The sequence below is a fragment of the Alcanivorax sp. P2S70 genome (assembly GCF_000475295.1).
Lineage (GTDB): Bacteria > Pseudomonadota > Gammaproteobacteria > Pseudomonadales > Alcanivoracaceae > Alcanivorax > Alcanivorax profundi.
In genome coordinates this window covers 56,389-68,585 of the sequence record NZ_AXBZ01000034.1, presented here as the reverse complement: position 1 = coordinate 68,585, position 12,197 = coordinate 56,389, and the positions used below count along the sequence as shown (strand labels likewise).

Sequence of the window (12,197 nt, the reverse complement as noted above, 5' to 3'; positions counted from 1 at the left end):
CGGGAAGGGACCATCTTCTATGGCATCCGACAAATTGCTCGATACCCTTTATCAGAAAGTTGCCAATGATGAGGATGCCCGCACCTGTACCGACATTTCGGATGCGGCCTGCCGGGAGGTACCGGGTAACTTCTTTCGTATCATCAGTGCCAATACCCTAACCAAGATCGGTGATCTGCTGATCAATCCGAAAACGGTGCTGGCGTGGTTGATCGGTGCCGTCGGGGCGCCTGCTTCTCTGGCGGGGTTGTTGGTGCCGATTCGTGAGTCTGGGTCACTGATCCCGCAATTGATGATTGGTGCCCTGGTACGCCGCTACCCGGTGCGAAAGGGCTTTTGGGTGCTGGGGGCTGCTCTGCAGGGGGTGGCTGTGCTTGGCATGGCAGCGGTGGTGTGGTGGCTGGACGGTTTGCAGGCGGGACTTGGGGTAATCGGCCTGTTGGTGCTGTTCAGTATTAGCCGTGGCTTCTGCTCGGTGGCCATGAAGGATGTGCAGGGCAAGTGCATCCCCAAATCACGGCGGGGGCGCCTCACCGGGTTATCCGCCACCTTGTCCGGTGCGCTGACGTTTGCGCTGACACTGCTGCTGTTTCGCGGCGATAGCGACCCATCCATGCTGTTCTACAGTGCGTTGTTGGCGGGGGCCGGCGTGGCCTGGTTGGTTGCTGCCCTGGTGTTCTGGCGGGTGGATGAATACCCCGGAGCCAGTGAGGGTGGCAGTAATGCCCTTAAAGAGGCTTGGGCTAGCCTGTCGTTGCTGAAAACAGATCGTCCATTTCGACGTTTCGTGCTTGCCCGCGCCTTGTTGATGGCCTCTTCGTTGGCATCCCCTTTCCTTGTGCTGCTGGCTCAAGATCAGTCAGAGCTGGCACTGATGCTGGGTAGCTTCGTGCTGGCATCGAGCTTGGCCAGCGCAGTAAGTGCAACAGTGTGGGGCTACATGGCCGACAGCTCCAGTCGTGCGGTGATGATCCGTGGTGGCGCTTTGGCGGCGCTGGTATGCCTTGGCGCGGGTGGGCTGTCACTATCCGGCTGGCAGCCAGATGGGGTGCACTGGTTCTATCCGGGCGCGTTTTTTGTTCTCGCTATCGCACATGCAGGTGTTCGTATCGGACGCAAGACCTATATGGTGGATATGGCAGGGGGAACCAAGCGAACAGATTACACGGCCGTCAGTAATACCGTGATCGGGGTTTTGCTGCTGGTGGTTGGTGTGTTCAGTGCGGCGGTGGCGACGCTGGGAAATGATTGGGCGCTTGTGGTGCTGGGGGGTATGGGAGCAGCAGGGGTCCTTTGTGCGATATCGCTTAAAACCGTGTAAGTAATATCCTAAAGCTATATGGGGAGACTGCCTGCGTTGCTATTTTGCGCTAAGGTGAGTGGTTTGTTTGTCATCCTTTCTGGGGGAAAAATGAAGAAGACGTTAGTGGTTATGCTTTGCTCATTGGCAGCGAGTGGTGTCTGGGCCGAAGAAAGCCCGAGCCGGGGTTTGATGGTTGGGGCAGGAGTAGGGATCGATACCGGTAACTTCGCGGACGAGCTCGAAGACGAGCTGGGTTCGGGCTTCAATGTTGATGATGATGGCGCCAACACAGGGGCGGACCTGTATGTCGGGTTTGCCTTCGGCGGAGCCTCATCTGTACGCCTGGGCTACCGGAAATTTGGTGAGCAGGCAGGTGAGGTCAGCTTCGGTGGAGCAAAAATCGGAGAGTATGAAGTGGATGCCGATGGCCTGTATCTGGCTGCGGATCTGATGTTCCCTGTAGCGGATACCGTGTACCTCGGTGGCACATTGGGACTGCAACGGTGGGATGGAGAGTCCACTACTCGAACCGCATCGGGCACTTCCAGAGCCTCCAGTGAAGGGAGTGACTTTTTTTATGGTGTGCGCGGCAAGTTTCTGTTCAATCAGGGCAAGGCCGGTGTCGTTGCGGGCTATACCTTGTACCGCTTCGAGGATGAGCGTGGCGATGAGCTCGAGTACGACAGCATCAGCCTGGGATTAGAAGGCTACTTCCGCTGATGTCCTTGTCACTGGTCTCGCCGTTTCTGGTGATACCGGCCTAGATCCGATCCTCTCTGTCGTTGATGTTGGCCAGCCTGGTGCTGGCCAACATCGTCAGTGCCAAGGTATGGAGCACATGACGGAGACCTCAAGCCGCAATGTGATGATTCCCGGCGGCCTATCCTTTCTTGATGTTTTCACTATACGACGGCTTGCGCTAACAGGATTGCTTTCCCGGGTGATGGGGTTTTCTTCTGTTTTCCGGCATTACCTGAGGCTCAGGTGTGGCGTGCGGGAAAAAAGGGGGGCTAGGTAAGCTCGGGGGGTAAGCCAAAGAGTTGTTCTGTGGATTCGAGCGTCATGTTGATGCCTTTGACCAGGCACCAGCGAGAGGCATTTCCTTGCGCCTGAACCCGTGCGCCATGGTAAGACCAGGGGGTATTCATGAAAATGGCAATCCGCCCTGGCTGAAATGGAATCAGCGTGGCCGCCTCCGGAGCGCAGGATTTCACATGATCCGGCGCGCGCTTGGCCATGATCTCTACCCCTTCGCGGCCAATGATTTGTGGTCCACGAAACAGCCTGGTGCCCCAATCCGGCAAGGCGGTTTGTTCCGGATCAAGATAGAGGATCAGGCTGTAGAGTCGATTGGGCCAATCCATATGTGTTGGCAAGGTGCTGCCCGCAGCACGAATATTCAGGGCGCCACTGGTTGCCCAGGGTTGCAGCTGAATCAGGTCTTGCATGCTGTCTGCACGATGCCCAAAGAGGCGCTGGTATAATGACTGTCTTGCTGGGGCGAACAACGTATGGATCGCGGTCGCGACAACATCATCAAAAAGCGCATCGTTGCAGTGTTGCCAGAAGACTTTACGCCGACTCTGCCATTGCGCCAGTTCTTCACTTTTGTCCCAGATCTGGAACGCCAGTAGTCCATGTCCGGCATCACTGAATTGTGCTTTCCCGGGCAGGCATTGATACGCCTGCAAAATGAATTCCGAGGACAGTGCCCCATCGATGATGGTGTGAGGAAAAGGTTCGCGAATAACATTTGCCCGCCGAACACTTTCCAGCAAGCGAGCATGCTCACGGCGAATCAGTGGATCGAGCGTAGTCATGATTGCCAGTACGCGTTGGCAATGGCCAGCGCCTTGGCCACATCTTTGCGTGGCAAGGTGCGGACAATATGCTGCGGAAGTTCCCACCAGCGGCTGGCGATCAGAGCCTCACGTGTCGCTTCGTCGAAGCGGTATTTCAACACTCTGGCAGGGATGCCGCCTACAATGGCATAGGGGGGAACGTTCTCGGTGACGACGGCGCCGGCTGCAATGCAGGCGCCATGACCAACGCAAATGCCTTGCAGTATGACCGCATTGTGGCCGACCCAGACATCACACCCGATCACAGTGGGGTAAACGCCAGCCCGGTAAATATCCTCCGGGCCCATCTCTCCGCCCATTTCCTGCTCCAGATCCAGCATCCCGGTTGTCAGCATGTCAACGTTGTGGCTGACTGCGCCGAGAGTGGCCAGGGCGCTGATGGAGCTGTGCCGCCCAATAATGAGGTTGGTTGGCATCTGGGTCCGGCACTGATAGTACGCATTGCGCCCCATCAGCAGGTTGAAGGGCTGATAGTCGTTGCTGACTCTGCTTTGTTTTTCCAGGAAACAGGCTCGCTCGTGATCACCATCAAAGGCCGAGAGAGAAAGCTCTTCCGGATGAAGCCAGTCGGCGTAACTGGCCAGTGCTTTCAGACGGTTCAGTTTTTGTTCGTTACTGATCATCGGGTTTTCCATGGGGCCACAGTAAGGATTGCGGGATAGAGCCAAAGGGTGTTCCCGCCAGCTGGAGTTGGGCCAGCGGCGAATGGATATGGGAAAACGCGACGCTGCGTTGAGCCTCTCTGCCGACGATTCCCTTGCGGTGTGTGACGGAAACGTCAAAAACGATGGCGGTTCCGGCGCATCCTTCAATGTTTTCGTAGGGAAGATTGGCGCCACTGCATAGACACGGGTCCTGATAGCTAACCTGATTCTTCCATTGTTCAAGCCGGGTCCTGTGATTGCGATAGTGAGTGCCTGACTTCACCTGAATGGCACCATTGTTTGTTGTTACATCGGACACATAAATCATCAAGCGAAGAGAAAGTGTTGGATCCCAGTGGGGGTGATGATTGCCGGCCCCCCGGCGATCATGTTTATACGTATCTTCGCAAATTGAGGCGAAATCATTCCGGCTGTCACGGCATTGAAAATACAGTTCTCCAAGCTGGCGAAACCAGTCAGGGAAAAGGCATTGATGCAGTGTTGTCAGTTGATGATTGAGCAAATCAATCGCTCGGGCGGGAAGAATTTTTTCGCCATCCATGGGGGGGGCGAGTTTGAGGCCTGCCAGAGATTCGGAAAAACAGCGATGGTGCTCCTCTGCCAGCGCCATGGAACGGTCAGCATAGAGGCCGGGGAAAACCACGACGCCCTTCTCTCGTAATGTTTGGGTTGCCTGCTGAAGATTCATCATGACTTATCAAGCTCCCAGTCCAGTCGGCGGCTTGCATAATCATACAGGGCAAATTCCCGATGAAAGCGTGCCCGGAATTGTTCCCGGTAATGAGCAAGGTCGATAATGTTTTCTTCTCTTGGGCTGGTGTTTTCAAACGGGATCGAAGGGGTTGGCTTCCCCAGCTTTACCGCCAGAAGCTCCAGGGAGTCAGCAAACCGCTCGGTGAGTCCGATCCACATAAAGCGTTGCTCGAGCCAGCCCTGAATGTGTTGCTCGCTGGCGCTCCACAGGTCGAAAGGAAGCCCGAGATAATTGAATATTTTTGGGTTTTTAAGGGTGTCTTCCAGATATTTTTCTACGTCAATTTGGCCAAGATCGCCCAGCCTGCGACGGAAATAATAGCCGGACAAAACCATTTCCATGGGGTCGCGCAGCATGGTAATGAACTGGGTGGCATCAGGATAGTAATCGAGAGCCCCAATGGCCCACTGATGATGATAAAAATGCCCATGGACACAGGCGTTTTGCTGGGCTGCCGCTCTCTCCGGAGGGCCCTCGGGATCGTCGGGATAATGCAGAAAGAGTCGATCCTTGAAAACACTTCTCAGGCAGGTCGTAAAGCTGGTTCCTGCGCATTTCGGGATATGGATAGAGACCAGTAGCTTGTCAGGGTTGTACTGTAGCATGGTCATTCCTTATCCAGCACCAGTAGTGAAGGTAGCCGATCCGGCTGTTCCAGTCTGAGGAGGGTATAGCCGATGCCAGCCATCCCCGTCATCATCCCCGGCTGCATGCTCTCCCCTCCGGGAATTGTCCAGCTGAGCTGGGACTGATGGCGCTGTAACATTCGTGATGCCAGATGGCCTGCCGTTTGTGGCTCGCCCAGAAGCAGCCACATGTCGATCAGTCCGCAGTTTCCCATGGAGAGATGATCCCATTGCATGAGTGGCCGGTCACGCAAACGTTGCAGGGCCAACTCGGCCGTCGGGCTGAAAGTTCCGGTCAGTTTCTTTACCCGGTCGAGGGCAATGAGGATTCCGGCTGCACCGTGGGCCCAGCCATCACTGTCGGCAGGTGCGTCCTGCTCAGCAGATACCTTCCAATTGCGCTTTTCAGGGATCCACTGGTGATCCAGGAATTCCACACACTTCGTTATCGTGCGAAGCGCATGATCAGCCTGTGCTACGCCCGGGAAGGCATCCAGCAACTGACAGAGTGCAGTCAAGGGGCCGGCTATGCCATGTCCTGCGCCTGTCTGAAATGCGGCGGGGTTGTTGTCATCGTAGCGGCCGTGATCGGGCCAGCCGACCAGCCTGGCAGGAGGCCCGGTCATCACACACTGACGGAGTAACTCTGCCAATGGCATTGGCTGTGGTGCTGGCAGGTTGGTGCGCATGGCGACACTGGCGCCAGCCAACCCACTGATCCAGTCCGCGCTGCTGCCTGACGGACGAAATTGCGCTGAGGAAATGCCGTTACGCAAGGTTGCCAGGCCCGTTTTGAGCGTGGGCATCTCAATCAGTTGCAGGGCGTGTTGCAAGGCAAATAAAAGAGCGGTACGACCAACCAGGCCTCCGTGGCGATTATCAAGTTCTTCGCTCCACGTAGCAGCACTGTCGAGTAGGCCGGTAAAGATATTTTCGCTGAGCTGGTAAAACCGTGACGCTTGGGTTCGTTGTGCCAGAGCGGCAAAGAACAATCCCATCCCGGCCTGCCCATCGTAAAGGCTGGCGCCGAGCGCCCGAACCGTACTGGGGCGATCGGCGCCAAGGGATTGCGGGGCGATCCAGGTTGGCTGGAGCCCTTGCGTCTGCGGCTGCGCAACCGCCATCTTCAGCAGGGTATCGCCAATATGAACCGCCGCTTCCAAGGCTGACGGTGTGCTGTCCGTGCGCTGCCTGGCGAGGGGTAGATCTGTTGGCTCAGGGTCGCTTCGGGTAGTGAACAGGCATGCTTTAATCAGACTGGTCTGGAAAGCGACTTCAGCGTCGGATAGCCGCATGAAGCGTTCTTTGATGGCATCCAGGCCGGATTGGGAAAAGAGAGTGACAGGGCCGCTGGCGCCACCGTTCCAGGCTGTCGCATTTACTGGCAGAGTGAAGTGGGGAATGTCTCCGTTTTGCAGGGCTCGCTTTTCTACTTCAAGGAACGGCCATACGTGTGGGCAAGTGTCATGGCTCAGAAAGGTCGCGGCCAGACACTCCTGCTCAATTTCGGCGTCAATCAGTGTCAGGGAATAACGGGGGTGGCGAACAGCCTGTTCCAGCGTGGCGTAGAGCGTGGTATCCCTGACCAGAAAACGGACCTGACAGTCTGCCAGTAATTCGCCCAGTTGCTGGTTCCATGCGGTTGAGTCAGCCAGGCGTCTGGCAGCTCCAACGAGGCTGGAAAAACCAGCGATAATGCTTTCCTCATATTCACAGGGCGGCGGAAGAGCTGCGCTACTGTTGGCGCTTTCAACCCGAACCCACTCGGTTTTCAGTGCCATTTGATCTGTATTAATGTGAGTCCAGCAGTGTGTCTTCAGGTCGGTGAGATATTTTTTTCCGGCTGAAATACCACTGATCTGTATCGCGGTGCCATCGCCGTACGAGAGCCACCGTGGCAACAGGCCTGAACGTAAAACCGTGGCGTCTTCGGCCCGTGCGCCAGTCATCGCCGAACCTGTGCCGCTGCCGGAGGTGGCGGTGGCGAGTGGTACGGGGGACGCCAGCATCTCGGCATCGATGATAACGGGGCCTTGTTCAGCCGCCATCACATTTTCATCGTGAAGGTCCGTGCCAGCGAGCATCCATGCCGCAAAAATTACTTTGCCAGCTTGCCGATAATACTGTTCGGGGTTACCGGTCTGCGCATGGATCTCTGCAGCCCAGCCATGTCCCTCACCGCTCAGCATTGGGGGGACAATATCAGCTAGTGAGGTATCCAGTTTTTCACACAACTGCGCAATGCAGCTTTCCAGTTGCATCTCGCGCGGCTTGTAATACAGCGCGTGATGCGCGGAGAACTCGACACGCATCACGCTCTGTCCGTTGTGATGACGATCTGACAGGCCACACCGCACGGCGGTAACCGGTTTGTCGGGCGCGATGCCAAACCGCTGTTTCAGCGCGTGTCTGTCCTCTGCAAGATGGTATGACAGTTGGAGCTGGTTATCTCGCCACTGACAAAGAGCGAGGCTGGCCAGCCGGGTAGCGTAAGCATATTTGAGAAGGAAAGGGGCGATGTCGCCGTCACGCAGGTTGTTGATGAATTGGTTGTAGAGTCCATCCCCCGGGGCGACCGTCGCCGTTGATGACAGCCGGAACAGGGAGAATTCATGTTCAAGGCAACGTGCCAGGTTGGCAGAAAGGCGTTGGAGCAATTCTCTGCAAAGTGCGGCTCTTGCCTGGGGAGAAAACTGGCTTGACCATTCGGGGCACTCTTTTATGAGGGTTGCGCGGTATCTTGAAACCACAGGAGCCAACAGGGCTTCAAACGGGATCGGGTCGCTGGCATCCAGGAAGGCAGCGCCTTCAATATCAACGCTCGCCAGCATGATGGTATTAGCCATCTCCCAGGCGGTTTCCGTCCAGGCCGCGCACGGGACGTTCTCTCGCAGTGTGCCAGGGCGCAGGCGATCCAGCAGACTGCCCGCATTCAGAGTGTAGTGATCCCATTGCAGTCGTTTTGACAGGCTTCCCGGAGAGAAACGGTCTAGTACTTCCTGCCATCGTTGCAGGCGTCGCGTAGCGGTCTTGCCGCCGCTCTCGCTCATATCCGCCTGTAACCATTCGCCGGAAAGGTGCTGAGCCAATGTCAGCGTTCGTGCCGTGAGGGTGCGCTGAAAAGCGTCAGTGTTCATCTTCGCTGTCATTGGGCTGCGAGGGAGTTGAGGCCGCGTCAAGCAGTTGTCGATAAAGCGGGGAGTGATTCAATAGATGGGAATGGGTCCCTTGTGCCGCCACGCTCCCCTTTTCCATCAGAACAATCCAGTCGGCATTACGGATGCTGTCCAGGCGATGAGTGATGATGAAGCGGGTTTCCCCTTGGGGGCGTGCCAGAAAGCGTTTCAGAATGGTGCTTTCGTTGATGCGGTCCAATTGTGAGGTGGCTTCATCCAGAATCAGCACAGGCTTGGTGGTTAGCCACGCCCGTGCAAGGGCTACACGCTGGCGCTCGCCACCTGACAGCCGCTCGCCAGCCTCTCCGCAGAGGGTTTGCAGGCCGGCGTCATGCTGGGCAATGACGCTGTCGACCCGACACGCGGAAAGTGCATCAGCAAGCTCAGCATCGCTACAGAGGGGAGACGCGAAGCGGATGTTGTATTCCAGAGTGTCATTGAAGATACCTGTGCGTTGTGAGAGGTACAATGTCTGCCGCATTCGCCCATTGGCGTGGACCGGGTTACCGTCATAACAAAGCCGCCCTTCGGCAGGGTGAATGACCCCGGCAAGGACTTTCATTAAAACGGATTTTCCCGCCCCGCTCTGGCCAACAATGGCAACCGTGCTGCCTGTGGTGACATCCAGCGTGACATCCTTGAGCAGGCTTTCTCCTTCCTCGCTGTACACGCTGACATGCTCAATGGAAATTGACCGTGAGGGGGCGGGTGCCTCGGCCTCCGGATCAGGGGGCTCCAACTCCAGTACTTCGAGGTTCTGAATGTCGGTCTTCGCCTGAATGAATGCGGTATACAGCAACCCTACCGCTTGAAGCGGGGCAAACACCTGAAGCATGTACATATTCACCATGACCAGATCCGCTACGCTGGCGTGCCCGTTCTGCATGTCTCTGACTGTCAGGAACAGCATCAACCCAAGCCCGGAATGCACAATCAGCGACTGAATGATTTTGCTTCGTGACAGGTGCTGTTGTTGTGCTCTCCAGTGTTGGTGTAGCGAGTGCTGGCGAGAGAGAAGGCGCAGACTTTCGCTTTCGGTGTTTTCGAATTGCTGTACGATTTCATGATTTGCCAGACTGTCGCCAATCATTGCGTGCACTTGATTGTCGGCCTGGATTCGTTGGGCATAGAGCTTTTTTTGGGTGTCGGCGATGTGCATGGTAAAACGCACATAGACCGCCAATGTGACAACAAGAATGGCGAAAAAGGCCAGCCCCTGAGACCAACCCAGAATGATGGCTGCGATGAGGCAGTAAAGCGCATTGGGCAGAAGATTGAACAAGCCGACACTGCTAAGTGATTCCAGGCTCCATGCTGCCCGCGTCAACATCTGGGTGAGCTTGGGGGAGGCATGGCGGGAGTGGAAACCGTTGGTCTTGGCGTGCAGTGCTGCAAGGGCCTGGGCCATGAACTGCCGTTGAACCCGCTGTATCAGCGGTAAAAACAAAATTTGTCTCACTTCATCTGTCACCACCACTGACAGCGAGGCAAGCACATAGCCGGCCAGTAACCAGAACACAATGTCAGTTGTGTCGTGGCTATCAAATTGAGAGACCAGTGATGCAAACAGTAATGGGATGCCGGCCTGTAGAGCCCGGGAGGAAGCCAATAACCCCAAGGTAGATACTGAGGCGAGGGCGTGACGGTACAGGGTATCCCTGATCAGACGATAAGCAAGCATGGCCTGGCTGGAATAGAAAATAAAAAGGCACCCGAAGAGGGTGCCTGTCTGCTGTCAGTGTAAACGGATCAGCAAGTAATGTTTCTGGACTGGTTGATGCAGATTGCTTCTTCGCTTCCCATGGTGGGCTTGAACACCGTTTCCAGCAGCTTGCTGTTTACGGTTTGCTCGGCCTGCTGGTCAATAGTTTCAGCCGCAACCAGTTCTGCTTCGATATCATCTTTGAATTCAATCATTGTCGTTCCCCTTGGGCTGGTTTATTCGAAATTTTCATGCCGAAAGTGTGAGCCGGCTCATGCTTCAGTACTCTTTATAATAGATACCAGTCGCCCAGGGGAGATTCAATACCTTAAATGGGGTAGAAATACCATTCATCTATTGGTTAGCGTTTTTCATACAAAAGATCCCATACCCCATGCCCCAGTCGCTCGCCGCGGCGTTCGAATTTGGTTTCAGGGCGCCACTCAGGACGGGGGGAGAAGGTGGCATTGCCTGCCAGATTGGTAAAGCCTTCCATGCGGCTCATCACTTCCACCATGTGCTCTGCATAGTTTTCCCAATCCGTTGCCATATGCAGCATCCCTCCGGGCTGCAGCTTCTGACGCACCCGCTCGACCCATGCCGGCTGCACGATTCGGCGTTTATGGTGCTTTTTTTTGTGCCAGGGGTCAGGGAAGTACAACTGCACCCGGGCCAGGCTGTTGTCAGGAATACACAGTTCCAGAATCTCCACAGCGTCGTCACAGTAGCTGCGCAGGTTGGACAGGTTCTGCTGCTCGATTTCCATCAGCAGAGCACCGACGCCGGGTCGGTGAACTTCGATACCGATGAAATCCTTGCTGGGGTCAGCCTTGGCCATGGCGGCAAGGGATTGCCCCATGCCGTAGCCGATTTCCAGCACCCTGGGCGCGTCGCGGCCAAATACGGCCTGCGGGTTCAGAAGGCCGTCATCACGCTCCAAACCAAAGGTGGGCCAGAGCGAGTCCAGGGCATTGCGCTGACCTGTGGTCAGGCGCCCTTCGCGGAGAACAAAGCTGCGCACCTTGCGCATGACCTTGCCGGTTTCCGGGTCTTTATCCTGTTTGATGAAGTCGAGCATGGTGATCTGCTGGCGAGTGGTGGGGCCGTAATTGTAGCAGAAAGGCGGGGCGCAAAGGCGTTCACGTGTTGTTGATCAGGTTAGGGGGATAGTCGATAGCGTTACCCCATGGCAACAAGATAATACTTCCCCCTGGCATCGACTCTTCCCCGGAGCGATGCCATTTTTTTTGCTGTTTCGCGGTGAATCCGCGCGCCCAGACCCGTATGCGGGCAACCTCCAGGCGCGCAGGTAGGGAGCGCTAGCGGCTGATACCTTCCAGGGGCGATGAGGCGCTGGCGTAGGCCTTGCGGGGCATGCGCCCTGCCAGGAACGACTCCCGCCCGGCTTCGATCGCCTTCCTCATGGCAGATGCCATCAGGACCGGGTTGCCTGCATGGGCAATGGCCGAGTTTAGCAGTACACCATCACAGCCCAGCTCCATGGCAAAGGCCGCGTCGGAGGCGGTGCCGACGCCGGCATCCACAATGATGGGGACGTTGGCGTCTTCCTTGATCAGCTGTATGTAGTGGGGGTTGAGGATGCCCAGTCCCGAGCCGATCAGCGAGCCCAGTGGCATCACGGCAACACAGCCCATGGCTTCCAGTTCCTTGGCCACGATGGGGTCGTCGTTGGTGTACACCATCACCTTGAAGCCATCGTCGACCAGTGCCTGCGCCGCTTTCAGGGTGTGAGGAATGTTGGGGTAGAGGGTTTTCTGGTCGCCCAGGACTTCCAGTTTTACCAGGTCGTGACCGTCCAGCAGCTCGCGGGCCAGCTTGCAGCACCGCACCGCTTCCTCGGCGGTATAGCAACCGGCGGTGTTGGGCAGGATGGTGTATTTTTCCGGCGGAATGTAATCGAGCAGATTCTCTTCGTCGGCATTCTGGCCAATGTTGGTCCGGCGAATGGCCACCGTCACCATTTCCGCCCCACTGGTTTCGATCGCGTCGCGTGTTTCGTTGAAATCCTTGTATTTACCCGTGCCGATGATCAGTCGTGATTGGTAGGTCTTGTCGGCAATGGTGAGTAAATCGGACATGGGGGCCTCG

At 56.4% G+C, this 12,197-nt stretch carries 11 protein-coding genes; 2 read left to right on the top strand and 9 right to left on the bottom strand.

The annotated features are described in order from the left end of the window. Positions 1-19 precede the first annotated feature (19 nt). Both Q672_RS27535 and Q672_RS27530 read left to right on the top strand, forming a co-directional pair. Entirely contained in the window at positions 20-1,321 is a 1,302-nt protein-coding gene (locus tag Q672_RS27535; RefSeq protein ID WP_022985719.1) for an MFS transporter, read from the top strand. A 90-nt stretch (positions 1,322-1,411) separates the two neighbouring features. Continuing rightward, complete coding sequence (locus Q672_RS27530) at positions 1,412-2,023, top strand: outer membrane beta-barrel protein (RefSeq protein WP_031226603.1); 612 nt, start codon at positions 1,412-1,414, stop codon at positions 2,021-2,023. Between the two features lie 290 nt (positions 2,024-2,313). On the opposite strand, the gene Q672_RS27525 is transcribed toward Q672_RS27530, so the two are convergent. The 9 genes from Q672_RS27525 to Q672_RS27495 all read right to left on the bottom strand — a co-directional run bounded on the left by Q672_RS27525 (position 2,314) and on the right by Q672_RS27495 (position 12,187). Continuing rightward, positions 2,314-3,123, bottom strand: a complete 810-nt coding sequence (locus Q672_RS27525) for a hypothetical protein (RefSeq protein WP_022985717.1) — start codon at positions 3,121-3,123, stop codon at positions 2,314-2,316. Next, a complete protein-coding gene (locus tag Q672_RS34460; protein WP_022985716.1) occupies positions 3,120-3,788 on the bottom strand; it encodes a CatB-related O-acetyltransferase in 669 nt (222 codons plus the stop codon). The genes Q672_RS27525 and Q672_RS34460 overlap by 4 nt, the downstream gene beginning before the upstream one ends. Beyond that, the gene (locus tag Q672_RS27520) at positions 3,778-4,521 is read right to left on the bottom strand and encodes a phytanoyl-CoA dioxygenase family protein (protein ID WP_022985715.1); all 744 of its coding nucleotides are present in this window, start codon (positions 4,519-4,521) and stop codon (positions 3,778-3,780) included. The genes Q672_RS34460 and Q672_RS27520 overlap by 11 nt, the downstream gene beginning before the upstream one ends. Then, positions 4,518-5,195: a sulfotransferase family 2 domain-containing protein gene (locus tag Q672_RS27515; RefSeq protein WP_022985714.1), complete on the bottom strand. Its 678-nt coding sequence runs from the start codon at positions 5,193-5,195 to the stop codon at positions 4,518-4,520. Before Q672_RS27515 ends, Q672_RS27520 begins: the two co-directional genes overlap by 4 nt. Then, a complete protein-coding gene (gene lanM / locus Q672_RS27510; protein WP_022985713.1) occupies positions 5,192-8,347 on the bottom strand; it encodes a type 2 lanthipeptide synthetase LanM in 3,156 nt (1,051 codons plus the stop codon). Before lanM ends, Q672_RS27515 begins: the two co-directional genes overlap by 4 nt. Then, entirely contained in the window at positions 8,337-10,067 is a 1,731-nt protein-coding gene (locus tag Q672_RS27505; RefSeq protein ID WP_022985712.1) for an ABC transporter ATP-binding protein, read from the bottom strand. The genes lanM and Q672_RS27505 overlap by 11 nt, the downstream gene beginning before the upstream one ends. 68 nt (positions 10,068-10,135) lie before the next feature. Then, positions 10,136-10,303 carry a hypothetical protein gene (locus Q672_RS34235; RefSeq protein WP_022985711.1) on the bottom strand — a complete coding sequence of 56 codons (168 nt, stop codon included), beginning with the start codon at positions 10,301-10,303 and terminating at the stop codon, positions 10,136-10,138. 146 nt (positions 10,304-10,449) lie between these two features. After that, entirely contained in the window at positions 10,450-11,166 is a 717-nt protein-coding gene (gene trmB, locus Q672_RS27500; RefSeq protein WP_022985710.1) for a tRNA (guanosine(46)-N7)-methyltransferase TrmB, read from the bottom strand. Between the two features lie 241 nt (positions 11,167-11,407). Continuing rightward, positions 11,408-12,187, bottom strand: coding sequence for a thiazole synthase (locus Q672_RS27495; protein ID WP_022985709.1), 780 nt, complete (start codon positions 12,185-12,187; stop codon positions 11,408-11,410). Between the last annotated feature and the right edge of the window lie 10 nt (positions 12,188-12,197).

What these genes read in the sequence shown, in the direction of transcription:
- Q672_RS27535 (WP_022985719.1), top strand. Translation starts at nt 20, where the DNA reads ATGGCATCCGACAAATTGCTCGATACCCTTTATCAGAAAGTTGCCAAT.
- Q672_RS27530 (WP_031226603.1), top strand. Translation starts at nt 1,412, where the DNA reads ATGAAGAAGACGTTAGTGGTTATGCTTTGCTCATTGGCAGCGAGTGGT.
- Q672_RS27525 (WP_022985717.1), bottom strand. Translation starts at nt 3,123, where the DNA reads ATGACTACGCTCGATCCACTGATTCGCCGTGAGCATGCTCGCTTGCTG.
- Q672_RS34460 (WP_022985716.1), bottom strand. Translation starts at nt 3,788, where the DNA reads ATGATCAGTAACGAACAAAAACTGAACCGTCTGAAAGCACTGGCCAGT.
- Q672_RS27520 (WP_022985715.1), bottom strand. Translation starts at nt 4,521, where the DNA reads ATGATGAATCTTCAGCAGGCAACCCAAACATTACGAGAGAAGGGCGTC.
- Q672_RS27515 (WP_022985714.1), bottom strand. Translation starts at nt 5,195, where the DNA reads ATGACCATGCTACAGTACAACCCTGACAAGCTACTGGTCTCTATCCAT.
- lanM (WP_022985713.1), bottom strand. Translation starts at nt 8,347, where the DNA reads ATGAACACTGACGCTTTTCAGCGCACCCTCACGGCACGAACGCTGACA.
- Q672_RS27505 (WP_022985712.1), bottom strand. Translation starts at nt 10,067, where the DNA reads ATGCTTGCTTATCGTCTGATCAGGGATACCCTGTACCGTCACGCCCTC.
- Q672_RS34235 (WP_022985711.1), bottom strand. Translation starts at nt 10,303, where the DNA reads ATGATTGAATTCAAAGATGATATCGAAGCAGAACTGGTTGCGGCTGAA.
- trmB (WP_022985710.1), bottom strand. Translation starts at nt 11,166, where the DNA reads ATGCTCGACTTCATCAAACAGGATAAAGACCCGGAAACCGGCAAGGTC.
- Q672_RS27495 (WP_022985709.1), bottom strand. Translation starts at nt 12,187, where the DNA reads ATGTCCGATTTACTCACCATTGCCGACAAGACCTACCAATCACGACTG.